Annotated in this window: 21 protein-coding genes and 1 tRNA gene; 9 read left to right on the plus strand and 13 right to left on the minus strand. The window is 44.4% G+C overall.

Annotated features, from left to right (window positions below; genetic code table 11):
• Positions 1–68 precede the first annotated feature (68 nt).
• From G4D54_17095 to G4D54_17145, 11 genes are all read right to left on the minus strand, one after another.
• A complete protein-coding gene (locus tag G4D54_17095; GenBank protein ID QJA04032.1) occupies positions 69–506 on the minus strand; it encodes a PaaI family thioesterase in 438 nt (145 codons plus the stop codon).
• A gap of 69 nt (positions 507–575) precedes the next feature.
• On the minus strand, positions 576–2,507 hold the full coding sequence (locus G4D54_17100) for a hypothetical protein (protein ID QJA04033.1): 1,932 nt from the start codon (positions 2,505–2,507) through the stop codon (positions 576–578).
• Between the two features lie 197 nt (positions 2,508–2,704).
• Positions 2,705–3,193 (minus strand): hypothetical protein, encoded by a 489-nt coding sequence (locus G4D54_17105; GenBank protein ID QJA04034.1) that lies wholly within the window; start codon positions 3,191–3,193, stop codon positions 2,705–2,707.
• Between the two features lie 6 nt (positions 3,194–3,199).
• A complete protein-coding gene (locus G4D54_17110; GenBank protein QJA04035.1) occupies positions 3,200–4,072 on the minus strand; it encodes a YitT family protein in 873 nt (290 codons plus the stop codon).
• On the minus strand, positions 4,069–5,214 hold the full coding sequence (gene alr / locus G4D54_17115) for an alanine racemase (protein QJA04036.1): 1,146 nt from the start codon (positions 5,212–5,214) through the stop codon (positions 4,069–4,071). The genes G4D54_17110 and alr overlap by 4 nt, the downstream gene beginning before the upstream one ends.
• A gap of 2 nt (positions 5,215–5,216) precedes the next feature.
• On the minus strand, positions 5,217–6,107 hold the full coding sequence (dat, locus tag G4D54_17120) for a D-amino-acid transaminase (protein QJA04037.1): 891 nt from the start codon (positions 6,105–6,107) through the stop codon (positions 5,217–5,219).
• A 16-nt stretch (positions 6,108–6,123) separates the two neighbouring features.
• Positions 6,124–6,549: a PTS sugar transporter subunit IIA gene (locus G4D54_17125; GenBank protein ID QJA04038.1), complete on the minus strand. Its 426-nt coding sequence runs from the start codon at positions 6,547–6,549 to the stop codon at positions 6,124–6,126.
• A 15-nt stretch (positions 6,550–6,564) separates the two neighbouring features.
• Positions 6,565–7,041, minus strand: a complete 477-nt coding sequence (locus tag G4D54_17130) for a PTS sugar transporter subunit IIB (protein ID QJA04039.1) — start codon at positions 7,039–7,041, stop codon at positions 6,565–6,567.
• Positions 7,042–7,045: 4 nt separating this feature from the next.
• Positions 7,046–7,699 carry a bifunctional 4-hydroxy-2-oxoglutarate aldolase/2-dehydro-3-deoxy-phosphogluconate aldolase gene (locus G4D54_17135; protein QJA04040.1) on the minus strand — a complete coding sequence of 218 codons (654 nt, stop codon included), beginning with the start codon at positions 7,697–7,699 and terminating at the stop codon, positions 7,046–7,048.
• Positions 7,700–7,722: 23 nt separating this feature from the next.
• On the minus strand, positions 7,723–8,571 hold the full coding sequence (locus G4D54_17140; GenBank protein ID QJA04041.1) for a PTS system mannose/fructose/sorbose family transporter subunit IID: 849 nt from the start codon (positions 8,569–8,571) through the stop codon (positions 7,723–7,725).
• Positions 8,572–8,574: 3 nt separating this feature from the next.
• Positions 8,575–9,342 carry a PTS sugar transporter subunit IIC gene (locus tag G4D54_17145; GenBank protein QJA04042.1) on the minus strand — a complete coding sequence of 256 codons (768 nt, stop codon included), beginning with the start codon at positions 9,340–9,342 and terminating at the stop codon, positions 8,575–8,577.
• A 396-nt stretch (positions 9,343–9,738) separates the two neighbouring features.
• On the opposite strand from G4D54_17145, the gene G4D54_17150 reads away from it, so the two are divergent.
• Complete coding sequence (locus tag G4D54_17150) at positions 9,739–12,072, plus strand: PRD domain-containing protein (GenBank protein ID QJA04043.1); 2,334 nt, start codon at positions 9,739–9,741, stop codon at positions 12,070–12,072.
• Between the two features lie 128 nt (positions 12,073–12,200).
• Here G4D54_17150 and G4D54_17155 read toward each other — a convergent pair whose 3' ends face one another.
• Together G4D54_17155 and G4D54_17160 are read right to left on the minus strand one after the other, a co-directional pair.
• Complete coding sequence (locus G4D54_17155) at positions 12,201–13,661, minus strand: glutamate--tRNA ligase (GenBank protein QJA04044.1); 1,461 nt, start codon at positions 13,659–13,661, stop codon at positions 12,201–12,203.
• 116 nt (positions 13,662–13,777) lie between these two features.
• A tRNA-Gln gene (locus G4D54_17160) sits at positions 13,778–13,853 on the minus strand.
• Between the two features lie 761 nt (positions 13,854–14,614).
• On the opposite strand from G4D54_17160, the gene G4D54_17165 reads away from it, so the two are divergent.
• From G4D54_17165 to G4D54_17200, 8 genes are all read left to right on the plus strand, one after another.
• Positions 14,615–15,097, plus strand: a complete 483-nt coding sequence (locus G4D54_17165; protein QJA04045.1) for a PTS glucose transporter subunit IIA — start codon at positions 14,615–14,617, stop codon at positions 15,095–15,097.
• Between the two features lie 5 nt (positions 15,098–15,102).
• A complete protein-coding gene (locus tag G4D54_17170; protein ID QJA04046.1) occupies positions 15,103–15,948 on the plus strand; it encodes a PRD domain-containing protein in 846 nt (281 codons plus the stop codon).
• A gap of 82 nt (positions 15,949–16,030) precedes the next feature.
• Positions 16,031–17,428 carry a PTS transporter subunit EIIC gene (locus tag G4D54_17175; GenBank protein QJA04047.1) on the plus strand — a complete coding sequence of 466 codons (1,398 nt, stop codon included), beginning with the start codon at positions 16,031–16,033 and terminating at the stop codon, positions 17,426–17,428.
• A 60-nt stretch (positions 17,429–17,488) separates the two neighbouring features.
• A complete protein-coding gene (locus tag G4D54_17180; GenBank protein ID QJA04048.1) occupies positions 17,489–18,379 on the plus strand; it encodes an alpha/beta hydrolase in 891 nt (296 codons plus the stop codon).
• Between the two features lies 1 nt (position 18,380).
• Positions 18,381–19,271 (plus strand): alpha/beta hydrolase, encoded by an 891-nt coding sequence (locus G4D54_17185; protein QJA04049.1) that lies wholly within the window; start codon positions 18,381–18,383, stop codon positions 19,269–19,271.
• Positions 19,272–19,275: 4 nt separating this feature from the next.
• The gene (locus G4D54_17190; protein ID QJA04050.1) at positions 19,276–20,580 is read left to right on the plus strand and encodes a glycoside hydrolase family 32 protein; all 1,305 of its coding nucleotides are present in this window, start codon (positions 19,276–19,278) and stop codon (positions 20,578–20,580) included.
• The gene (locus tag G4D54_17195; GenBank protein QJA04051.1) at positions 20,577–21,515 is read left to right on the plus strand and encodes a carbohydrate kinase; all 939 of its coding nucleotides are present in this window, start codon (positions 20,577–20,579) and stop codon (positions 21,513–21,515) included. The genes G4D54_17190 and G4D54_17195 overlap by 4 nt, the downstream gene beginning before the upstream one ends.
• 453 nt (positions 21,516–21,968) lie before the next feature.
• Positions 21,969–25,223: a DEAD/DEAH box helicase family protein gene (locus tag G4D54_17200; GenBank protein ID QJA04052.1), complete on the plus strand. Its 3,255-nt coding sequence runs from the start codon at positions 21,969–21,971 to the stop codon at positions 25,221–25,223.
• Positions 25,224–25,258 lie beyond the last annotated feature (35 nt).

The following is a 25,258-nucleotide window of genomic DNA, read 5'->3' on the forward strand; positions in this document are numbered from 1 at the left end:
CTCATTATTATGATAACATAAAAGACAGATTTCTACGTATGCAGATTCTGCCTTTTTCTGTAAAATTATTATTTTGTATTCATAATATAGGAACCATTCGCTGTTGCGACTACCTTGCCGCTTTTCTTTGAGCGTGCAATAGCTCTGGTCTGTGACATTCTGCTTCCTGCATGATCACAAATTCCTTCCACCAGCAGCGTATCGCCACTGCTCACACCGCCAACATAGTTAACAGCCATTTGTATCGTTGGTGTAAACACTGCATTCCCGCTCACATACGATATACATCCCATCGTAATATCCAGTGCTGTCGCAATAATGCCTCCATGCAGATTTTTCGCCGGATTCATTTGCCAGTCTTTCACCGGAAAAGCCAGAATCACACTTTTTGTAAGAAAATCCGCGGTTACCAGCTCCATATCCATCATGGAATTTATCGTACCTTCATCGCGTACTCTCTGCTTTACAAAATACTGAATACGTTCATGGAACTGTTTTTTATCCATATATATCACATCCTTACCTGCCTATTATACTCCTTACAGGAAAGAATTCACACAGTTTGCACAATGAAATCATTTCTGCTTCCAGTTCAATATCCGGATTTTGTAATCATAAACACCATATACTTCATAAGCTGTATAGGAAAATTCTCTTGTTTCTTCCGGCTGTAAAAAATCTCTGCCGCAAAGATACCATTTCATTGTCTTTATCACATTACGGAAATCATCATACAATTCAATTTCCGCTTTAATATACTGTACAGGAACAGGTGTTTTATTGATCACTCTGCCGGTTAATACAGCAAATCTGCTGCTGCAATCGAATTCCATATCTTTCAAAAGGATTCCCTGTTCTTCCTGCATTTCCACAATTGGTGCTTCTTCCACCTTTGATTTTTCTATTTCCTCAGGTTCAGGCATTTCCTCCTGCACATCCGTCTGCCTGCTCTTGTTGATATCATATTTTCTGTTGAAGTTCGGATATTCCTGTTGTTCTGCTTCTACCCGCTGTGGTGCTTTCACACCGTGCAGCAGCTCCTGCACCTCTTTTCGGACTTCCTCCAGCAGTTCCTTATCTACACCGGCATCCGCAGTGTAAACATCATTTGCTGTTACCTGTTCTTCTTCATGAAATTCCTTCTCTGCAATTTCATCATTTTCCACCATTACTTCGTCTGGATCGCTGGATGGATCTTCTGTTTCCACCGGATTTTCTTCTACCAAAGGATATTGTCCGCCTTGCAGTGTTTCCTGTATACTGGTTACTACCGGTTCCAGAATGCCGATTGCCTGAATATGCAGTTGATTGTGCTCATTTGGTTGGTACTGCTCTTTTTTTTCTTTGACAGCTTCCGCAGGACTTGCCGTAGCGGTATCCTGATCCGATTCCTCTTCGTTTGTATTGATTGCAATCAGTATATCCTGTAGCTCAGCCTGTGTAAATGTAGCTCCCCCCTCTCGCAGATCAATCGTTTGTTCTGGCTTTGATTTTCCAGAGGATGTATGCTGAACCAGAGACTCCTGCGTATTCTCTGATCTCTGTACATGCTTCCCCTCTGCATCCGGGTGCTCCTGAATTTCCTGCTGTATTTTCGTTGGGCCTGCCGGCTTCTGATGCTTCTGCTTGTACACAATCGGCAGCAGCTCCTCATCATCAGCCGCTTTCCTTTGTTCCATCAATGCTTTTTTCACTGCATGGCGCTTGCGTAAGCGCTGCTTTCCGGTCTGTTTCGGAATCTGCTGTTTTGAAGCCTTGCCTGCTGCTTGTAAAATACTGTCGGCAGCTGCCTGCTGTTTGGCTTTCGCAGTCTTATCTTCTGTTCCCTTTGCCTGTCTTGAAATATCTTCCTTTGGAGTCTTTAGCAGCGGCTTCTCTGCATCTGGCTTCACTTCCTGCCCGTGCGTAACCTCTTTCTTTTCATCCACTGAGCGTTGATCAGGATCCAAAGCATTCTTTTTCGCAGACACCTCTATACCCGCTTTTCCTTTACGCTCCCGCAGCACACCCTTTATCAACAGCAGCATGGTGCTCAGGATACAAACGCCCAGCACCACGGCATACGTGATTTTACCATAGCTGCTTTGCAGAAATTCATACACCCTGCCCATATACTTTATATGAAAGAGATAGGAGCCTACCAGATCCTCATGTCTGGTTTCATAGGTATCATAATAGCTGCTGTCAGGGGCCTGCGTAATGTAAAAGGTTTCCTGATTTCGAACTTCACTTTTCACAAACATATGCGTTAAGATAACCGATTCCCCAAACCGCTCTGCCCGAAAGCTGATCAGCGTGTTATTTTTTGGTTCCTCGTTTTCTTTGAAGGTCTTTACAAAGATGAGAGAATCCTGTTCGATCGCTTTTTCCTTGTTTTTACCGGTAACCTGTATCATCCGGATATGCAGAAGATGCTCGCTCTGTTCCGGAACATAAATCAGAATCGTTACCAACAGTAAAAGTATTAGAAAAAAGCCTTCCAGAATCCATGACAGTTTTTGCTTCATATCGTATCCACTCCTGCTTGCACTGCTGTATTGTCTACCGTTATTCTATCATAGATTCCAGCTTATAAAACGCCAAGAAAGTCCTTATTTATAAGGTTTTTACAATTTCTTTCCGCAAATCTCAGCGTAAACATAAATTTGTGTTTTTATCTTAAGATTTACAAAAAAAGCCTCCGACAAGCAGTCGCAAGGCAGCCTTAAGCAGCATTGTGCTCAGACTCAAAAATATCTTCATCCAGAAATACCATACGCGGTTCATGGCAGCTTTGCAATACATCCGGAATCCCCATTAAATCCACACCGCAGAAATGGGATGCAGCATGCTGTGCGGCGTTTCCTGTGAGGGGTACATACAGATAGGCTATACCGCAGCAGTAAGCGGATGCTATAAAGCCTCCCAGCTCTTTTAGTTGCTGATTCCCTATAATCAGCAGGCTGCTATCCTTTTGACATCCGCTTTGATACAGGAATCGGACGATTGCCTCCAGATGATCAAAGGTCTTGATATGCGCTGTACCGGGAACAGTATAGCATGCAGCTTCAGGAAATTGCGCTGTGATATCCTTTTTTATTTCCGCCGGTACATCGGATTCACAAAGAATCAAAAGCTTATCCGCTTTGATATAGGCGTTAAGTTGTTTTACGATTCCCCGGCAGTGATATACCTGCTGTTTTTCTGTTTGCATCCTGCTTCACCTGCTCTTTCTCTTTTCATTGATCAGCTTTGGGAAATAACCGCTGATACGCACATGATCGAAGAAGATCACAAAGGCCTGTTCATCACAGCCCTGTACCTTTTTTTTCAAATGACCGTATTGTCCTCTGGTAATTGCCACCATCATGACCTCCTTCCTGCGTCCGCTGTAGCCGCCTGTTCCATCCCAGACAGTAACACCACGCCCCACATCCAGGATCAGCTGCTGCTTCAGTTCATGATTTTCCGTGATAATCAAAGCAGCCGATTCTGCATTATCCTCGTGAATGCGATCCAGCACGAAGGACAGGATACAGCTGTGTACGATGGAATATAAGGCTACCTGACTGTCGTAAATGAGAAAACAGAGTAGATAAATCACCGTATTGACCAGCAGATAGATACTGCCGACACTTCCTTTTCCTGTTTTTGTCAGATACAGTCCGATGATGTCAATACCTCCGCCGCTCCCGCGTCCCTTGAAGAACAGCCGTGTACCATATGCACATAGAAAGGAGCCAAGCAGGACAGAGATAAAGACATCCTCAACCAGAGGCGCTTTGGGCACCGGAATCAAAGACAAAAACAAAGATTCAAACAGTATGACGATTGCCGTATGCACGGCAAATGTTTTCGCCAGCACCCTGGCAGCGAGAATGATCATGAAGATATTCAGGATCAGATTTATAATCCCGGCGATATCAAAGGAAAGTCGATAGGGCAGGATATGGAGCAGCAGATCCCGGAGCAGCTGGGCGATTCCTAAAAACCCGGCACTGTAGATATGCAGCGGAACCAGAAACACATTCATCGAGAAGGAAAACAGCAAAGCTCCGCTGATACAGTACAGCCAGTCCTGTGCTGTCTTCATACGATATAGCGCTGAACGCGATCACTCATTCCCACCGCGATTTCTCCTGCCGTCCCCTGTATGATTTGGCCAAGCAGATAGCTGCTGACTGCCCCGGTTCCATCATCACCACTCAAAAGTGCATATTCCCCAACCTGCACTGCTTCTATATCGGTCACATCCACCATGAACATATCCATGCATACCTTTCCAATCAAAGGTGCCGGCCTGCCATGTATGGAAACATAGCTCTGCGGGGACTGTGCGATACAGCGTCGGTAGCCATCCGCAAAGCCTGCCGCCAGCACTGCGATTCTGACAGGCTGTTTTGCGATAAAAGCATGACCATAGCCCACCCCTTCTCCCGCTGCAATATCCCGCAGCAGGACGATTCTCGCTTTCCAGACAAGCACCTCCCGCAATGGTATTAAGCGCTGCTCCGGGGCTGAGGCAAGACCAAAGATATAGGCACCGACACGCACCATGTCCATATGCATATCTGGAGCATGTATCGCTGCCTTACTGTTGCATATATGACAGATGCCCGTATCGATTCTTCGTTCCTGCAACGCCCGGATGCAGCTTTGAAAGCGCTGATACTGCAATTCGGTAAACGCCAGCTCCCTTTGATTGCTGCCGGCACCGTATACCAGATGGGTATACATCCCTGTTATTTCTATATTCGGCAGTGAAAACAGAGGAAGCAGCTGCTCCACGCAGTCTGCTGTAGAACTACAGCAGTCGATTCCCATGCGGTGAAAGCCGGTATCCAGCTTCAAATGCACGGCAGTCTTCAGGTTCATACCTGCACAGCACTCGGAAATATGGGAAAGAAACGTTGCGGAAAAGGCACTGAGTGTGATGTTGTTTTCCGCAGCCAGGCGTATTTCCTCATCCGATACATAGCCAAAAACAAGAATCGGCTTTTCTCCTGATACGCTTCGCACACGCAACGCCTCCTGCATGGTGGCTGTTCCATACCAGTCGCATAAATCGTCCATCGCCTGTACACACGGCTCGATTCCATGACCGTACGCATTCCCTTTTACGACTGCCATAAACCTCGTTCCTGCTGTGAGATGCCGCTTCAGCTGCATCACGTTTTCCCGAATTCGCGCTGTATGGATTTCTGCATAGGTTCGGCAGCTGATGTTTTCTTCCATACCTATTCGGCTTTGCCGCACTCCGCAATGATGGCGGCTTCATATGCTTTTTGCAGCTGCTTCAAAATCGGTCCGGGCTTTCCATCCCTGATCGTATGCCCGTCCACCTTTAAAACTGCACTGCATTCCGTATTCGTATCAGCGACAATGACCTCATCTGCGGCATACAGCTCATCCAGTGTAAAATTGCCTTCACGAAATGGTATCTGTTCCTGCTCACACAGTGCCTCCAGTATTTTCTTCGTCGTACTGGGCAGAATATCCTCATTTTCAACATGTGTCAGTATACAGCCGTCCTGAACAATCAGGATTGAGCCGGATTTTTCTTCCGTGACAATACCGTCCTTTACCAGAATCGCCTTCCCTGCCCCTTTTCTCTTTGCCTCAGAGCGCGCCATGCAGTTTGGAATCAGATTCAGTGTTTTTACATGACAGTATTTCCAGCGGATATCCTCCACACTGATCGCAGTTGTTCCCGCCTGGATTTTCTTCACATTGCGGGGAGCATGTACCGCAAAGCCGGACAGCACCGGCCTTTGATCCTCACGCCCGGGATACAGATGGTTTCGGATACCGTCATCCCCTCTTGTCAGCTGCATATACACATAACCGCTGTGCATATCATTCTCCTCAACCAGCTGCTGAAAGAAGCCTTCGAATTCCTCCCTTGTATACTGCAGATTGAAATCAATGACATCCGCCCCCTGAAACAGACGGTCGAGATGCCGCTTTAGACCAAACAGCTTCCCATTGTATACACGAACGACCTCATACAGACCGTCTCCGAAGACATAGCCGCGGTCCTGCAGAGAAATGTGGATATCCTGCTCTTTGACCATAGCTCCCTTCCATAAATATCGTTCCCCGATTCCTTTTTTTTCTATTCCATTCATCCTTATATCCTTCTTTCTATTCCTTGCATGCCGAATAGCTTATTTTCCCGCTCAGCATCCCGTATGTTTCTTTGAACACCTCATCCATGTGCTCCTTCAGCTCATCAAAATTCATGAATTTACGGGAGGTCACAGCTTCCAGAAAAATCGGAAGGTTGATACCGTAAAAGCATTCCAGCTTTTTCTCTTTATACAGTCTGCCGATTGCCTTTGCTGTGACATTGCAGGGGGAGCCTCCCAGTAAATCTGTCAAAACGATCACACCGTCCCCTTCATCCGCCTGTTCGATTGCCTTGTATACCTTCTGTTCAAACTGTTCAATGCTGTCTCCGTGAAACAGTCCCAGATGTGCAACATTCCCGATATTTCCGACAATCAGCTTTCCGCTGCTGACAAAGGCTTCTGCCAGGGGTCCATGTGTGGCGAGTACCAGTCCTATCATACGACGTGCCCTCCCCTAGGCTGCGTCTTTGATTTCGATTCGCTTATCATCCGGTACGACTCGAATATAGACGTCCATGCCCTTGCTCTGCATAGCCTTGATGCTATTCATTTCTTCCTCATTCACCGCAATGTTGCGATACAGCTTTCGTCTGTCTGCCCGGGCACCGATTCCGCCGATTCCCACTTCCTGTATCGGAACACCCGCATCATGCAGATCCGCGAAAACCATCGGTGTTTTTGCGAGCAAAAAGATACGTTCATCCTCACTGCCTGCTTCTTTGAGATAGGAGATGGCACTGCTTACGGAAAGCACCTCCAGCTCCAGACTGCTCGGCATTGCGGATTTCATGATCATTTTCATAAAGGAATCCTTTGCGGCCTTATCATCCACAATAATCACCTTGCTTGCTTTGGTATGCAAGACCCAGGCCGTCATGACCTGCCCGTGTACCAGCCGGTCATCAACGCGTGCGTATACAATATTTTTCATACAATTATTCCTCTTCCTTCTGCAGACAGGCGATAAATGCCTCTGCGCGGTGCTGCAATTCCTCAAAGCGGCCTTCCTGAATCACACGCTTATCCATCAAGCGTCCGCTGATACCATAGCCGGTGCAGCCGACAGCCGCAAATTCTGCGATATTTTCCTCGGTGATTCCCGCAGTCGCAATGAATTTCACATGGGAAATCGGTCCCATCAGATCCTTAATGTAGGAGGCTGTCATTCTGGCAGCCGGAAACAGCTTAACATAATCTGCACCGTATTCATGTGCATCCAGTACCTCGCTGGGGCTCAGTGCTCCCGGAATGGACAGCATGCCCAGCTCCTTTGTTTTACGAATGACCGCTTCATTGACATTCGGTGAAATGATATAGGCAGCCTTTGCCTGATACGCAAGCTCCACCTGTGCAGGACTGACAACCGTCCCTGCCCCGATCGCCATACGGCCTCGAAAATGCTCCTCCAGCATGGTGATCGCATCCAGTGTTTCCTTATAATCCTTGCTTTTCTGATCGAAGGTGACCTCCGCCAGACGGATGCCGCCCTTATACAGTGCTTCCATCGTCTTGAGGAGGGTGTCACCATAGACACCCCTGCAAATCACGATAAGCTTATGCTCCTCCAGCATGGCTCGAATTGTATCCATATAAACTCCTTTCTTCGTTTATTTTAGAAGAATCCAATCAGCACACCGACAATAGCGATGGCAATCAAAATCAGTATGATCTTAGATGTTGAAAGCTTTTTCTGCAGCAGGAAGTAAGAGAGAAAGACAAAGCCAACCGGCAGTAAGCCCTTGAATATCGCATCGAAGATGGTTTCCTGCAGGACCATGTCCGAGCTTCCCAGATGCAGCACCGTGGAAGAAGTAACCGTTACAGTCGTAGCCGCAAGCCCTCCCAGGGTAATGGCTCCAACTGCCGTAGCCAGCGTCATAAAGCGCTCCAGCTTTCCGCTCGCAAACAGACCGTTGACAGCTTCCTTTCCCTTTTTATAGGAGGTCTGGAACATCCAGTAGCAGGGCACCATGACATAGAGAACGGTTACGATCATATAGAAGATCGGACCGAAGAAGTTGCCGTCCATTCCCATACCGATCGCAATGGAGGCAATGATAGGGATTGCCGTTCCCTGTCGCAGAGCATCAAATACACCTGCCAGCGGTCCCATCAGTCCGGTTTTGATTGCGCTGATGACCTCGCCTTCAATTGGCAGTCCGTTTGCACGCTCCTCCTCAAGGGAGCATACCAGCCCCATGATGATGGAGCCGCCGTAATACCCGGCTGTATTAAAGAATTCCATGTGTCGCTGGCACGCATTCACAAATTCTTCCTTATCATCACCATACAGCCGCTTCAGCACCGGTCCCAGACAGCCCAGCACACCGGGTGCCTGCAGACGCTCGTAGCTCAGCGTTGCTTCTCCAAGCAGATGCCAGAGAAGAAAGCATTTATTTAAATCGGTCTTTGTCAGCTTTTTCTCAGTCTGTACGTTGGTATCTGTTATCTGACGTTCCATACTCTACACCTCTTCCTTTGCTCGGTTGAATTTGAGATCAGCATACAGGGATGCAATAATGAAGGCTACAACTGCAATGACAATCATTGGCACATTGCCGTAGATAGAAAGCACGAAGCCCAGCATAAACAACTGAATAATATTCGGACGGTTGGACAGCAGCCGCAGGATGATCGCAATACCCATCGCCGGCAGTATCTGTCCGATCACGGTAAGAATCTGCATCGGCGTTCCCTTTAAGGCGTCCAGCACCTGTGTAGCGACATCTGTTCCGAAATACAGGATTCCGAAGACCGGTACCGCAGAGATACAGAAGGTTGCAATCTGTGCAAGTACGAATTGTACAAAGTAAATCTTTTTCATATCCCCCTGTGCGGCGGCACTGTCCACCATGTGTACGAATACGGAGTTGATGGTGCTTCGCAGATTCCATACGATGGTCCCGACAAGACCAAAGGATACGGCAATCGTAACTGCGACCTCCGGAGTGGCTCCAGTTGCTATCGCCAAAGATGTTCCGACAACCCCTGCAATGCCGGGATCGCTTGGAATTGCACCTCCGACATTCAGAAACCCAAGAACTACGGTATTGATCGTCGCACCGATGATCAGACCATTTTGCGGATCCCCCAGAATCAGACCGACGATGGTGCCGGATACGAGCGGCTGGCGAATGGATACGTGTACGATTCCTGTAAGCCAGGGTGGTGAGCACAGCGTCATATAATACAAAATTCCGATAAGCGCTGCCTGTAAAAAGTTAATTTCCATGTTTTTTCTCCTCTCATGTTGTTTGAAAACCTAGTAGCTACTGACTGTTTACACACATACTATAATCGCTCAAAAACCTCCCGTCAAATAACGCAAAAGCACAGTTTTTTTACATTCGTGTCACTTAAAAGATAGAAAAAGACGGTGATATTTTCCAATATATGCAAATTATTTCAATATCCGCATATGTGTGCTTTTATTACCCACACAAACTATATCCGTGCTATAATAAGTGTGCAAGCAGACGGCATGCGTGCATTCTGCAGCCCGGAAATTCAGCACCAAAAAGTGGAGGAAGTGTGAAAGAAAATCAAATTTATGAAAAGACAAGTAGCTTGAAACGTCTTTCATGCAATGCCTGTGTCCGCGTGCAAAACGCGGGGAGTGGAGGAAACTATGAAAAAAGCACCTCGAATGAAGGATATTCAAAACCTGATTGCCAGCTATACGGCAAACGGCATTACAGCACACACCTATGATTTCAGCAGCTGTAATGCGCATGACATCGCATTGATTCTGAAAATTGATCGAACCAATGTATCCCGCGTTCTCAATCAGCTGCATCGTGAAAACCGGCTCATCAAGCTGCAGGGACGCCCTACCCTGTATCTCGACGCCGGTGTCATTCACTCATTTTCTACAGAGCCGGTTCCGTATACACTGCCGGTGGGAAGAGATATTCAGGAATACCTGCATCAGGATAAGCTTGTGCGCGTGCGGGAGCACAGCAGCAGGCAAACGCTCACCTACACCGGTATTCATGCGAACGAATCCCTGCATTCCCTGTATCAGGAGCTGTTGGCGATTCTCATGTATCCCCAAGCCCTTCAAAGCTTGGCGCTTTGTGCCCCCTATGGAGAAGGCAAGCATCATTTTCTGAAATTTTTTATAGAAAAGGCGAAGGAGCTGCAGATGCTTGGCAGGCATACACAAATACTGGAGCATGTGCTAAGCGATGCGGCAGATGAGCAGAATCAGATTTATAACATGCATCCGGAGACCCCCGCCTTCCTCATTCTGGATGTACAATGCAGTGATATGCACATTGTACAGCAGGTGGCAGAAAAGCTGCAGAAGCAGCATGCCGCCTTACACAGCAGCTGGAAAGTATGTTACCTGTTTCATGATGCAAATGCGGATATCGCACAGCTGCAGCGGTTTATAGACTATCCGATGGTGTTTCCCAGTTATGAGATGCGTACGCTGAAGGAACGTCTGGAAATCATATTCGCTGAAATACAGCGGCAGTCCGATATTCTGAATCAAACCATCTGTCTGCATAAAAATGTAATCACCTGTATGGCACTTGCAAACAAAGCATATACCACACACATTTCCCTGCAGGAGCTGCGCCGTTCCATCATACGGGCACATTACAGCTTTATTCAGCGCAAGGCCAATGTCATCGATATCACCTTTGAGCATCTGTCCGATGGTATGCTGAACAGCATTCGGGATGTATCCTCCCGCTTTGCACAGCTGCACAGTATCCTCGATCTGTTTGACGGTGATGTGCTTTATTTCATACCGCAGACCTCCTGCCGCTTCTTTACCGCACTGCATCATGCCGTCCTGAATGAGCAGCATCTGATTGACAGCAACGATGATGAGCAGATTGTTTCCATCTGTAATTCCATGCTGAAAAAGACAGAGAAAATAGAGATCAATACAATTCGCTCCATCTTTGTGAAAGAGCTTTACGATCTGATGTTCCCGCTGCTGGCATCCACCCCGCTCAAGCAGAAGGAGACGATGATCTTCGTTTTATTTGAATATCTGCAAAATCTCATAACGGAATTAAAGAATAACACCTATACCCGCAGCTTTACACCGTCACACGGTCTTGGGACAAAGCGCACGGATGCTGTTACGGAGGATATCGCACAGATCATTCAATCCAAGATGGAGGTTGTGCTGCCGCAGGATGAGCGCATTCTGATCAGCACCTACCTGCAGCTGGCCATTCAAAAGCTGGAGGCCAAAACTCCGATACTGTTTGTATGCCACGGGGAGGATATCGCCGCTAATTATGAAAAATACATACGCTCAGCCAATCTTTACGAAAACTGTCATTCGCTCGATTATTCCGAAGCCTGGCGAAGAAAGGAATTTCACCTCTTCCTCGATCACGTATGCGACAGGATCCAGCAGATCGATAATCATGAGACCCTGCTGCTGTTTAGTGATATCGCTCCGTTAACAGAGATTGGCGAACAGATCAGCAGCCGTCTGCATATCGATGTACAAAGCTATGCCCCTATCTCGCTTCCGCTTATTCTCAATACCATATCCGCAATGAAGCACGGGCATGCACAGGAATACAGCCAGCCGCAGACACCAAGTTTTCCTGCTTCCTCTCTCAGTGAGAATTCCCGAACACTGATTGACCGTATTTCCCGTCAGATACTCCAGCAGTCCCTGGTCTTTCTGGATGCGAACAAGGCTTCCTCCTCTTTGATGGTTGTCCTGTTAAATATTTTGAAAAAGCTGAAGCTCGGTTATAGTGATGAAATTACCATCCGTTTTATCATACACGGTGCATTCGTCATCGAGCGTGCCATCCGCAGCGATCCCCTGCCAAACAAAAAAACACGCGAGATTATCAATTCCCATGCCGATGTGTACAATACGATCAGTCTTGAGCTGAATGAATTGAACAATATTTTCAACATCAGTATATCCAAAGCTGAAATTGCCACGATTACACAGATCTTTCTGGAATATATGTAATCAAAAAAATCATGTGCACCCTTTGATGCCCCGCTTCCGGCTTATACTTTCCTATTTCATATCACAAAAAAACGGACCGCTGCGCTATACCGGCAGTTGTCCGTTTTCTTTATGTATGGATGGAAAAATCAGGCAAGCTCAGCCTCGAGCTTTTCAATCCCCTTTGCAATACGCTTCAGGGTTTCCTCTTTTCCAAGGATATGAGCGATTTCAATGGCACCGCCAGGTGTAAACTGCTTTCCGGTGATGGCAGTACGAACCGGCCATAAAATCTGCCCGTTCTTCATTTCCATCTGCTTCGGTAAAGACAGCAGCAGCTCATGCAGATTTTCTTCACTCGACCAGTCATTCAGCTCTGACAGGGCACTTTGTGCCGCCTGCAATGCCTTATATGCAATTTCATAGGTCGTCTTCATTTTCTTATGAATATACATGGCATTATCATATTCCGGCAGCTCGTCAATGAAATCCAGACTTTCCGGAATAGAGGTCAGAATATCACATCTTGGCTGCAGAATGCGTGCAACCGCCATGATATCCACCGGTCTGTGAACGGATTCCTCGATATACGGCTTTGCCAGCTCACAGAATGTTTCCGTGCTCATCGCGCGCAGATACATACCGTTCATCCATGTCAGCTTGTCAATATCAAAAATAGCCGGTGATTTGGAAATACGCTTAATATCAAACACCTTGATCAGCTCATCCAGTGTATAGATTTCCTGCTCTGTTTCCGGTGACCATCCAAGCAGAGCGATGTAATTCAGAATCGCTTCCGGAAGATACCCTTTCTTCACAAGGTCCTGAAAGCTGGCATCCCCGTTACGCTTACTCAGCTTGTGCTGTTCATCCTTCATAACCGGTGGAACATGCACATAGGTTGGAATATCCCAGCCGAAGGACTGATAGATCAGATTATATTTTGGAGTGGAGGACAGATACTCGTTTCCACGCACAACATGCGTGATACCCATCTGGTGATCATCCACGATATTGGCAAAATTATAGGTTGGATAGCCGTCGCTTTTCAGCAGCACGGATTCATCCAGAATACTGTTATCCACCTCAATGCGGCCGTACACCTCATCATCAAAATACGTTTCTCCATCGTGACGAATCGTCTGACGCACAACATATTTTTCTCCCTTGGCAATACGTTCTCTGGCTTCTTCCACAGACACATGCTTGCATGGATCATCGTATTTGAAAGAGATTCCCAGACTTTCCGCTTCTTTTCTCTGCTTTTCTATTTCTTCCTCACCGCAGAAGCAGTAATGTGCGCCTCCCAGATCAACCAGCTGATCGGCATACTCCTTATACATCGGCAGTCGCTCAGACTGTACATACGGTCCGAAATCCCCTCCGATATCCGGTCCTTCATCATGATGCAAACCGACTTCCTTCATGGTATCGTATATGATTTCGACAGCGCCTTCCACGTAACGTTCCTGATCGGTATCCTCGATACGCAGAATAAAATCTCCGTCCTCATGCTTGGCAATCAGATATTCGAACAATGCTGTTCTCAGATTTCCGATGTGCATATACCCGGTAGGACTTGGTGCAAATCTTGTTCTTACTTTTTTCATACGGGCCTTCCTTTCCATTTATTGGTTTCTATATATAGCAGCAGCTTGGCATTTCCACACAGGGTGCTTCCCCGCAATAAAACAAAAAAGTCGCCGAAGCGACTCTCGTTTTTTATTGGCTGGGGTACTTGGATTCGAACCAAGGAAATGCCAGATTCAGAGTCTGGTGCCTTACCGCTTGGCTATACCCCAATCTCTCAGCGGCAACGACATTATTCTACTTGTTTTCCATGCTTTTGTCAATAGCTTATTTTAAAAAATTCATTTTTTTCAGAAGACGGTTCCTATTCACCGATTTATAGTATAGAAAACAGCTTATATTTGGTAAAAAAACAAAACTATCGCATAGCAGTTGTCTCATACATAAAGAAGTCCCTTCTATGGTATCCTTAATTGATTTGTTATTTTTCGATAAATTGAAACTGGAGCTGCTCACCGAAAGGTTAAAAGCAGGAAAATGGCTAATCAAATACAGATATAGCACGAGACCGGTTTTCATGACTTGTATATATAGTAGAGCACTATAATCGCTAAATTGATAATACAATGCAAAAAGAATTACCTTTCCGCATGACATATCCTTATGCAAACAGCCGCTTGAAACGCATCCTCTGAAAAGCTATCCATAATATCTGTATAAGGAATCTAAAAAAAGACGATTATCAACAAATAGAGTATGCAGATTTTTCAAAAGAGAAACCGATAAAATGCAGGAAAGCCATACTCGCATACGGTGTATATCACCCTGCTGGGTCTCTTGCATTTTGTTATCCTATTATATTTTACATTCTCCCTTTTCACGCGATGCTTGACAGCACTTCAAAATCGTGGGATAATTTTGACGAAATCGATGAGAGTAACTCACCTGAGGCTTAACCAGAGATTTGTGCATAGTACTACGCAGTAAATGAAGGAAGCAAGGAAGATATTTGTTTTCTAGATTAGGAGCGATTATGTTCGGATTGAAAAAGAAAAGCAGAAAAGTGGAATTGGTTTCACCGGTTAACGGAAAAATGATACGCTTACGTGATGTACCGGACCAAGTTTTTGCATCTGAAATGATGGGCCCTGGAGTTGCTTTTATTTCCAACGACGGAAACATATGTTCCCCATGCGATGGTGAATTGATGACTGTATTTCCCACAAAGCATGCGATTGGAATAAAGGCAGAGAATGGAGCCGAAATACTAATTCACTTTGGAATTGATACTGTCCAATTAGAAGGAAGTTGTTTCCATCAAAAGATAGATGCAGGAAAAAAAGTAAAAAAAGGTGATTTGATTATAGAAGCTGATATCGAAGCAATCCTCGAGCAAGGGTATAGCATCGATACACCTATGATTATCACAAATGCAAATGAATTCCATGTTACAATTCATCAGGCTGATGCCGTTACTGTAAACACGGCTGCAGTCATATCGATAGAAAAGAAGTAGAGCATATGGAAGTTATAAAAAAGCTGGGAAATAACGCGGCTATATGCAGGGATCATAGTGGCAGAGAACTGATTGCGATCGGATTGGGCATTGGATTTCCAAAATGTCCTTATATCTTAGATGATTTGAGTAAAATTGACCGCACGTTTTATAACGTTGATGCGGAATATCTAAGTCTGTTTGAAGATATTGATTCAAAAATCTTTCGTATTTCTGCCGATGTTATTGATTTGGCAGTTACCATGCTCAGTGTTCCCTTAAAACAAAACGCTGTATTTACATTGGCGGATCATTTAAACTTCGCTCTTGTTCGTCTGAAAAACGGAATGATATTTACAACACCGATAGCAAATGAATTAAGAGATTTGTATCCGGTAGAAGTAAAAATCGCAAAATATACGTTAAATTTATTACATAAAAATTTAAATGTACAATTACCGGAATCCGAAGTATATGCAATTGCCATGAATATTATCAATTCTGAGGAGACCTACACACGGAATAATCAAATCAGCCTTACAGCAGAATTCATTCAGGAAATCGTGAAGATTATCGAAGGACAGATGAAGGTTTCAATTGATACAAATTCATTTAATTATTCCAGATTTGCTTCTCATATGCAGTATTTATTCAGAAGAAAAAGCCAGTACAGTGAAATCAGCAGCACCAATAAAAAATTATTTGAAGTTTTGAAAAAGGAATATCCAGATACCTTTGCCTGTGTGCTGTTGATCAAAGAAATGATATTTCATAAATTTAGCTGGAGTATTGAGGATGAAGAATCCTTATATTTAATACTCCATGTAAATCGATTGTGTTCCCATGAGGGTGTAACGAATGAGTCGGCATAACCTTTGCACAATATAAACATCATCTGATGCTTATCGTGTAAAGGTTTTTATTTTATAGAAAATCAGAGAGGAAAAAACTATTATGAAAAAAGATAAAGCTTTAAAAATTGCAGAAAGTGTATTAGAACAAGTCGGTGGAAAACAAAACATTGCGAAGGTGTTGCATTGTCAAACACGTCTTCGCTTCAATCTAAAGGATGAAAGCATTGCAAATCATGAAAAAATAGAAGCGGTACAAGGTGTTTTAGGTGTTGTAAGAGCCGGTGGACAGGTACAAATCGTAATAGGTCCAGAGGTAAAGGATGTATATAACGAACTGTGTGAGCTGGGTGATTTTGATAACACGGACAGAGAACCTGTTTCTGCCGCAAAAGAAAAAATCACACTGAAATCTATCGGAAATGGAATTTTAGATGCTATTTCCGGAAGCATGGGACCTGCGATTCCAGCCATCGTCGCCTCCGCATTCTTTAAAATGCTGACAGCTATTTTAGGTCCAGAGCTGTTAAATGTCATTGGTGAAGGAAACGATCTGTATACATTATTCACCTTCGTGGGAGACGCTGCATTTTACTTCTTTCCGGTAATTGTCGGTTATACAAGTGCAAAAAAATTCAATCTAAATCCGGTAATGGGGATATTGATGGGCGCAATTTTGATACATCCGACATTTGTCGGTCTGGTGGGTAAACCATTTACTGTATACGGTATTCCCTGCAATGTTCAAAGCTATGCAAGCTCCATTGTTCCGATAATTTTATCAAACTGGGTAATGTCCTATATCGCTAAATTCTTCGATCGTATCGTTCCGGGGGCAATCCGTTCTGTATTTGCACCAGCACTGACAATCGCTGCGATGCTGCCGATTGCATTATGTGTCTTCGGTCCAGCAGGAGCATTCATCGGGCAATATGTAGTAGATGCATTATTCTCGTTGGAAGGAATTGCAGGATTCATCGGGATCGGATTGATTGCGGCATTGTATCCTGTTCTGGTAATGACCGGTATGCATATGGTACTGATTACAACATTATTTCAAATTTTTGCTACCTATGGAAGTGATGGATTCGCCGCAGTAGCTGTTTCCGTCTCCAGCTTCTCTATTATGGGGGTAGGAATCGGTGCTTTCTTCCGATTGAAAAATAAAGAACAAAAGGCACTTGCCCTGTCTTATGGGATAACCGCCATCGTCGCAGGGACCTCGGAGCCGACGATTTACGGTATCTGCACAAAATACAAAAAGCCATTTATCGGACTTTTGGCAGGTGGTTTCTTAGGAGGAGCATATGCCGGTTTAACCGGTGTTATCGATGCGACACTGGTACCATCCTCCAATGTATTTGCAGCATTATGCTTTTTAGGAGGCTCTCAGGCAAATGTAATCAACGGTATCATCGCATGTGCAATCGCTTTTATATCAACCGCTTTATTCGTTTACTTTTTCGGATTTAATAAAAACGAAAAGGATATCCAACGTTAATATCAATGCGATTAGAGAAGGAACTTCTTCCTATAGCTCAGATACACAAAGGAGTGTTCTATGATAAATACAAGGCTTACATTACCGAGTGGTGCGTATGCTGATACGTATATTATGGATTCGGAAATCAATTATTGTGAATACAGAAAGCGACCTGCAATCCTTGTGGCACCGGGTGGCGCGTATGCCGTTCATGCGACAAAGGAAAGTGAACCGGTGGCTATTCAATTCATGCAAATGGGGTATCAGGTATTTGTTTTAAAATATTCGGTAGGCTCAGATCGCTCGCGACCGGAAAAAGGCATTATAAAATCTGCAGTATATCCGCTGCAAGCTGTTGAAATGCTGGAAGCTTTACATATTGTAAAAGAGCATGCCGATGAATGGAACATAGATAAAAACCGAATTTTCTTAATGGGATTTTCTGCAGGCGGACATGTGTGTGCATCTTGTGGTGTACGATGGAATGACCCCGCAATCGTAAAGCAATTAAGCTTTCTCCCGAAAAAAGATGAACTGAAGGCAGCCGGAATTGTTTTAGGCTATCCGTTCCTGGTTCCGAATAGTGATGAATTTTTCAAAAAGCATCCTTTAAAAGCTGTCGAAAAGGTACAGCATATTATGAATTATGTTCTTTATCAATCAGATTTTCCATCACAGAAGGATGTCGAAAAAGTGAATTTGATAAATTATATTTCACAGGATACCGTACCGATGTTTCTCTGGCATTCCATTGATGATCCAGTCATTGATGCTGGAAATTCCACACGCTTTATTTCAAAGCTGTTGGAATATGGCATATCTGCGGAGTATCACTTATTTGGTCATGGCGAGCATGGAAAAGCATTGGAAAACAGTTTAACGCATAAAAGGGATGAGATGATCGATCATCATTTGAACAGTTGGATTTCTCTGGCAGATTATTGGATGAACAGGATAGGTGAAAAGTAAAATGAGAAAAGAAGATTATACGATTTTTGAATATCGAATGAGCAAAGAAATAAAATATGCTGATCTGATTTATAATGAAAAAATGAATGGTATATTCGAAAAAGTCTGTGTAAAAACAAAAACCGCAGGATATGTGGATATGTCGATTTATCGTCCCTTGAGTTGGGATGGGAAGCAGATTTTAAAGCCGGTATTTAACTATCATGGTGGAGGCAATGTATTGGGATACTATGAGCAGGATGGAAAATATTGCCGTTTATTGGCGGATTTAACCGGCTGTGCTATCTTTAATGTAGACTATGTTGTTGCCCCGGAATTTAAATATCCAAAGCCTTTATTTTCCAGCTATGAAGCAATCGCTGAAATACGAAAACGCTGTGATGAAGTAAGGATTGATAAAGAGCATGTTGTCGTAATGGGACATAGTGCAGGCGGTTATATTTCCGCCTGCTTGACACTGATTGACCGAGACAGAAAAGAACTCGGTATCAAAGGAGCCATTTTAGATTATCCGCCATTGCGACAGGAAATCCGTGCAGAATTCAGAAAAGCGAAGGACCCTTCAAAGGCGATATCCGAAAATAGAATGCTGCAGTATATCAACTGGTATTATAATAGCTTTGATGAGCTGAATGATGAACTCGCCTCTCCCCTACTCGCTGATTTGCATGATTTGCCGAAAACCCTGATCCTGAGTGCGGAATACGATTCTTTAAAAAAAGAAGAAAAGGCATATGCAGATAAAATGCAGAAGGCGGGAGGAGATGTAACCTATGTTGAATTTGCAAATTGCCGCCATGGCTTCACCCATGAATGGTTTGATGAATTTATGCCAGAGGAATCCGAAAAAGCATGGAATATGATGGCAGCATTTATCAGAGGGATAATGTAGAAGCATGGCGCAGAAGAACTTAAACTATCATGTAATGCCTCGAAGGGGCTGGCTGAATGATCCGAACGGCTTGGTTTATTTTAAAGAAAATTATCACATTTTCTACCAGGCAGATGAAAACAGTATGGATGGAAGTGTCAATAAAGCATGGGGTCATTATGCAACGAAGGATTTTCAAACCTATACACGTCATGCTACGGCTGTTTCTCCGGATTCCAAATACGATAAGAACGGCGCATATTCAGGAAGTGCAATCATCAGAGATGACATACTGTATGTATTTTATACCGGTAATGTAAAATATGAGGGCCCCTATGATTTTATTCATGAGGGAAGAGAGCATAATGTAATGCGAGTGGAAAGCCGTGATGGAATAACCTTTGAACATAAAAAATGTTTACTGCGAAACAGTGACTTTCCAAAGGATTGTACAAGGCATGTCAGAGATCCCAAGCTGTTTATGAAGGATGGCCGCTATCATTTAATTTTAGGTGCAAGATTGAAAAATGACACCGGCTGTGTATTGGAGTATGTGAGTGATGATTTAGAATCATGGAAGTATGCTCATCGCTATGTACCGGCAAAAGATACAGGATTCATGATAGAATGTCCGGACTACCTGCAATTACAAGGGGAAGCATTCCTTTTATGCAGTCCGCAGGGTTTAAAAAAGCAGGGCTATGAATTTCATAATGTATATGATTGCGGATATTATAAAATCAGCAATCGGCAACTGATTGATTATCAGACACTTGATTATGGATTTGATTTTTACGCAGCGCAAACGTTTTACAACGCAGATCGTAATATACTGATTGCCTGGATTGGGATGCCGGATAATGCATATATCGATCGTTATGAAGCATGGAATCAGACCCTGACGATGCCCCGCTCCATTTTCTTTGATAAGCGAATCATCCAAAAGCCGATACAGGAAATCCTGGCTTTGAGAACAGATAGGAAGCTGTATACGAATGATTTTGTAATCGGTAAATCCTGCAATATCGAATGGGATGCAGACTCCGATTTTTCGCTACAAATGAATGCGATACGCTGCGTGTATAGAAATCATAAATTCACACTGGATTTATCTGCATGCAGCTGCAATCGGCAGGAAAGATGCATTACGCCCATAGAAATCCGTCATGTTTCTGTATTCATTGATGAATCTGTATTGGAAATTTTCATCAATGAAGGTGAATACACAATGACCTCACGATTTTATGATGATGAGCACAGCTTACACGTAACAAGCGAGAATATAAAGCGATTTGTAACATACAACATGAGAGGATTCAATATACTATGAAAAAATTATTAGCAATCGGAGAAGCGTTGATTGATATGATTCCAAGCAATACAGTAAGAATTATGGATGTAGAAGGCTTTCAACCAAAAGTCGGAGGGGCACCGTTGAATGTATGCGGAGCATATACCGCATTAGGTGGAGAAAGCGCTATGATTACCATGCTTGGCAAGGATGCCTTTGGTGAAAAAATCATAAAGGAAATGCAACGATTCCATATTCATACAGAGTATATAAAACAAACGAATGCCGCAAATACATCTTTGGCATTTGTAGCCCTGGACGAACATGCAAATCGAGAGTTTTCATTTTATCGGAATATGGGTGCGGATATGCTTTTATCAGAGAAGGATATAGAGGAAAGCTGGTTTGAAGATTGCTATGGTTTGCATTTCTGTTCGGTTTCCCTTGGTGATTTCCCTATGAAAAAAGCTCATAATCGAGCATTGGAACTGGCAAAGAGGAAAAATCTACTTGTATCCTTTGATCCGAATGTCCGTCTTCCTTTATTCGACGATCACGAATATCTGAGAAGAACTATTCACGAATATATGCACTTTGCTGATATCTTAAAAATCAGTGATGAAGAGGTTTCCTTTATATTTGGAAGCGATCATATAGAAGAACATGTACAATATATATTTGATTCCGGTGTAAAATTACTGATTTACACTGCCGGAAAAGACGGTGCAGCTGCCTATACGAAATACAATACGGCATACGCGGATGGTATTGAGGTAAAAGCAGTTGATACCACCGGTGCAGGAGATGGTTTTATCGGATGTTTACTGTATCATCTATCCAAAGATGATATTCATGCTTCTGATTTGGATGGATTAAGCGAACAGCAATTAAAAAGCTACTTGGATATGTGTAATAAATTTTGCAGTATTTCTGTAACAAAGGAAGGTGCTATCGCAAGCTATCCATCCCGGTAGGATTCACGTTAGGCTATCATCAAAAGCATCCTGTAAGCAAGACCCGCTCACACAGCGTTGTGTGTTTCTGTGGTATCTGTTTTACAGGATGCTTTTTACAATATACGAAAAGCCGGTTCCATTGATAACGTACAGTTCTTTTCCATTGGAATTAGAAGGCTCTTGTTATGCATGCTCATTTGCTTGAACATACTTTGCGCTGGATATAGCGGTACAAAATATGAACGCATCCTCCCTCTTTTCGCGAGGATGTGCGTTCATTTACTGACAGCTTGCAGATCGCAGTTGAATGACATGTTGACTATATGCTTTTTGACATATTCTTGGCAAGGTAAGGTCCTCATATGGGGTTCGTATCTTTGTGCAATCCCCATTAACAAATAAAACCACATTTCCATACTTTCGAACAGTTGTGTTTTCTGGTACAATAGCAGAAGATACAGGAGGGATCTCATGAAGATACTTGATTCTGAAATTCAGCGTTTTTTCAATACCAAAAACTGGAAGATCGCATTGCGTTACCATGATCAGGATGTTGTGGATGAAATTGTGATTAAGGAAAGCATTCCGGGCTTTCTATATGAAATAAATGCTGTCGTTAACGTGTACGGATACGAGAATCACTGCACCGTTCTGCTGAATAGTGCGGGTGAAATTCTGGATTTCTCCTGTGAATGTCCGTATTGCGAGCAGCAGGAGCTTGCCTGTGGACATATCGGTGTTGTCCTGCTGATTGTGTACGATCTAAAGCCGGAGTCCTTCCCCTTCACCTACAGCCCGCTGAACCAGAGGGAGGATGCCTTTCGCCGCTATCTGGAGCAGCAGATGCTGGAGCGCTCGCGTTCCTTTATCGACCGCTACGCCCGAAAGGATCTGGCGAAATTTCAGGCGAACACTCTTCTTGACAAGGTACAGCTGCACGCTCATGCCGCATATGACCATGAGCTTACACTGGATTTTAAGATTGGTATTCAACGAAAATATGTCATACGCAGCATCAGCGGATTTCTTGATGCCATAGACAGGCAGCTGGAAGTTGATTACGGGCGCCAGCTGAAATTCACTCATCACATGCAGGCCTTTGATGAAGCTGCTCAGGCACAGATCAATTTTTTAAAGCAGTATGTCAAGGAGCATGAAACACAGTATTCTTATGGCTACGGCTCCAGCCGCAAGCAGATTACAATTGATTCAAAATCCATGGATGATTTTTATGAGCTTTACAGCAATGATGCCACGGAGTGCATCGATCTGCAGTTTGCGGATGAGGACCGGCAGGAAATCGGACTGCGCATCGATATGCAGGAGGACTTTTTTGTCATCACCACGCTGCTGTCCCTCGATCAGCTTCTGCGTGGAGAAAACCGCTGGTATTATATGGAAGACGGTGTTCTGCAGCGCTTTTCCTCAGAGCTGAGCGAACAGCTGCATGATATGCTGGAGGAGCTGCGTGAGGATCGCCAGATTCTGATACATAAGGATGATATGATCCGCTTCTGTACCTATGTCATCCCGGCAATACGGGAATACGTGCATTTTGAAGGTATTTCTCTGGATACCTTTATGCCGTATCCAATGGAGATTGACTGCTATGTCGATTTGGAGGATAACGGTGATATCTCCATCCGCCTGCTCTATCATTACGAGGACAGCCCCTCCCAGAATGCGTTTGCACCGCATGCCGATTCCTCTTTGGAGCTGGATCATATCCGCCAGTATATCGAAACCTATGCAACACGTCTGGATCCGGATTCCCATATAGCCTATATTGATGAGCATGCCGCATATGCACAGGCCTTTGTCAAACAGGGTCTGGAATACCTGAATCAGATGTGCACTGTATATATCAGTGATGCGCTGAAGCAGATGGAGGCACCGAAAAAGGTACATATGAATGTTGGTGTCCGTATGAAAAACCGTCTGCTGGAGCTGGATGTCACCAGTGTGGATATTCCAAGAGATGAATTATACAGTGTTTTGCGTTCTTATCGTAAAAAGAAAAAATATCACCGACTCAAAAACGGCGACCTCATTTATCTGCAATCCGAGGGTCTGCAGGAAACCGACGAGCTGCTGCAGCAGCTGCATCTGACACCGCAGGATTTAAAAAATCATACCCTGCAGGTGGATACGTTCCATGCCTTTCAGCTGGATGATTTCGCAGAGCACAGCGATCATGTCGAGGTCATGCGGGGAACTGCCTTCCATACGATGATGGAACAGCTGCGCAGTGTGGAAGCCGGAGCCTATCCATTGAACCCGCATTATGATGCCATCCTGCGCGATTACCAGAAAACAGGCTACCAGTGGCTGAAAACAATGAGCGCCTATGGATTCGGCGGTATCCTCGCTGATGATATGGGTCTGGGAAAAACACTTCAGGTCATTGCATGGCTGGAAAGCATGCATCAGGATCATGATCTTCCCTGCTCCATCGTCATCTGCCCTGCCTCTTTGATTTACAACTGGAAGGATGAGATTCAGAAATTTGCCGTTGATCTGCGTGCCCTTTGCATACAGGGAACCAATACGCAGCGCCAGCAGAAAATCAGAGAGCTGCACGGATATGATGTCATCTTCACCAGCTATGATTATCTGCGCAGAGATTATGAGCGCTATGACGGGCACACCTTTACCGCCATTCTGCTGGATGAAGCGCAGTATATCAAAAACCATACAACCAAAAATGCGATTGCAGTGAAGCAGCTGAAGGGCTCCTACCGGTTTGCATTAACCGGAACACCGATTGAAAATTCCCTTTCCGAGCTGTGGAGTATCTTTGATTTCCTAATGCCGGGTTATCTGTATAACTATCATCGCTTCCGTGAGCTGTTTGAACGTGAAATTATCAAAAACGGGAATGAGAAGGCACAGACACAGCTGAAGCGTATGGTGGATCCGTTTATTCTGCGAAGGATCAAGAAGGATGTGCTGCAGGATCTTCCGGATAAGATGGAACAGGTATATTTTCAGGAATTCAATGCAGAGGAAAAGAAAATCTATTATGCCAATCTGGTATCCATCAATCAGGATTTACAAAAGAAAATGCAGATGGAGGAGGTTGATAAATTTCAGGTACTGGCCATGATGACCAGACTCCGGGAAATCTGCTGTGATGCGCGTTTGCTGTATGAAAATGTCACGCTGCCCTCTACCAAGCTTCGCGGCTGTATGGATCTGCTGCTAAACGCCCGAAACAGCGGCCGCCGTGTATTACTGTTTTCCAGCTTCACCTCCATGCTGGAGCTGATTGAGGAACAGCTGCGTGTAGAAAATATACGGTATCTGAAGCTGACAGGGGAAACCAAAAAGGAGCTGCGGCATGCCTATGTGGAAAAATTTCAGAACGGGGAAGCTGACGTCTTCCTGATTTCATTAAAGGCAGGCGGCACCGGCTTGAATCTGACCAATGCAGAAATCGTCATTCATTATGACCCGTGGTGGAACCTTTCCGCCCAGAATCAGGCAACTGACCGTGCCTATCGCATCGGTCAGACGAAGGATGTACAGGTATATAAGCTGATTATGAAGGATACCATCGAGGAAAAGATCATGAAGCTGCAGGAGCGAAAGCATATCCTGAGCGACACCTTCATCAGCAGCAGTGAATCAAGCATTACCAGCATGAGCAAGGACGAAATCATGGATTTGTTTACGATGGAGCCCTTTGTACAGGAAGCGGATTTTGATGAAGCCTATGCCGATTAACATCCCTCCCTTCTTGCGGGTTCAGGAAAGCTTCC

This window comes from [Clostridium] innocuum (genome assembly GCA_012317185.1).
GTDB classification, from domain to species: Bacteria; Bacillota_I; Bacilli_A; order Erysipelotrichales; family Erysipelotrichaceae; genus Clostridium_AQ; species Clostridium_AQ innocuum.

Coding starts and splice junctions, on each gene's coding strand:
- dat (QJA04037.1), bottom strand. CDS start 6,107: ATGAATGGAATAGAAAAAAAAGGAATCGGGGAACGATATTTATGGAAG.
- G4D54_17200 (QJA04052.1), top strand. CDS start 21,969: ATGAAGATACTTGATTCTGAAATTCAGCGTTTTTTCAATACCAAAAAC.
- G4D54_17170 (QJA04046.1), top strand. CDS start 15,103: ATGGAAGTTATAAAAAAGCTGGGAAATAACGCGGCTATATGCAGGGAT.
- G4D54_17180 (QJA04048.1), top strand. CDS start 17,489: ATGATAAATACAAGGCTTACATTACCGAGTGGTGCGTATGCTGATACG.
- G4D54_17195 (QJA04051.1), top strand. CDS start 20,577: ATGAAAAAATTATTAGCAATCGGAGAAGCGTTGATTGATATGATTCCA.
- G4D54_17185 (QJA04049.1), top strand. CDS start 18,381: ATGAGAAAAGAAGATTATACGATTTTTGAATATCGAATGAGCAAAGAA.
- G4D54_17105 (QJA04034.1), bottom strand. CDS start 3,193: ATGCAAACAGAAAAACAGCAGGTATATCACTGCCGGGGAATCGTAAAA.
- G4D54_17130 (QJA04039.1), bottom strand. CDS start 7,041: ATGAAAAATATTGTATACGCACGCGTTGATGACCGGCTGGTACACGGG.
- G4D54_17140 (QJA04041.1), bottom strand. CDS start 8,571: ATGGAACGTCAGATAACAGATACCAACGTACAGACTGAGAAAAAGCTG.
- G4D54_17145 (QJA04042.1), bottom strand. CDS start 9,342: ATGGAAATTAACTTTTTACAGGCAGCGCTTATCGGAATTTTGTATTAT.
- G4D54_17150 (QJA04043.1), top strand. CDS start 9,739: ATGAAAAAAGCACCTCGAATGAAGGATATTCAAAACCTGATTGCCAGC.
- G4D54_17100 (QJA04033.1), bottom strand. CDS start 2,507: ATGAAGCAAAAACTGTCATGGATTCTGGAAGGCTTTTTTCTAATACTT.
- G4D54_17135 (QJA04040.1), bottom strand. CDS start 7,699: ATGGATACAATTCGAGCCATGCTGGAGGAGCATAAGCTTATCGTGATT.
- G4D54_17095 (QJA04032.1), bottom strand. CDS start 506: ATGGATAAAAAACAGTTCCATGAACGTATTCAGTATTTTGTAAAGCAG.
- G4D54_17125 (QJA04038.1), bottom strand. CDS start 6,549: ATGATAGGACTGGTACTCGCCACACATGGACCCCTGGCAGAAGCCTTT.
- G4D54_17165 (QJA04045.1), top strand. CDS start 14,615: ATGTTCGGATTGAAAAAGAAAAGCAGAAAAGTGGAATTGGTTTCACCG.
- alr (QJA04036.1), bottom strand. CDS start 5,214: ATGGAAGAAAACATCAGCTGCCGAACCTATGCAGAAATCCATACAGCG.
- G4D54_17175 (QJA04047.1), top strand. CDS start 16,031: ATGAAAAAAGATAAAGCTTTAAAAATTGCAGAAAGTGTATTAGAACAA.
- G4D54_17110 (QJA04035.1), bottom strand. CDS start 4,072: ATGAAGACAGCACAGGACTGGCTGTACTGTATCAGCGGAGCTTTGCTG.
- G4D54_17190 (QJA04050.1), top strand. CDS start 19,276: ATGGCGCAGAAGAACTTAAACTATCATGTAATGCCTCGAAGGGGCTGG.
- G4D54_17155 (QJA04044.1), bottom strand. CDS start 13,661: ATGAAAAAAGTAAGAACAAGATTTGCACCAAGTCCTACCGGGTATATG.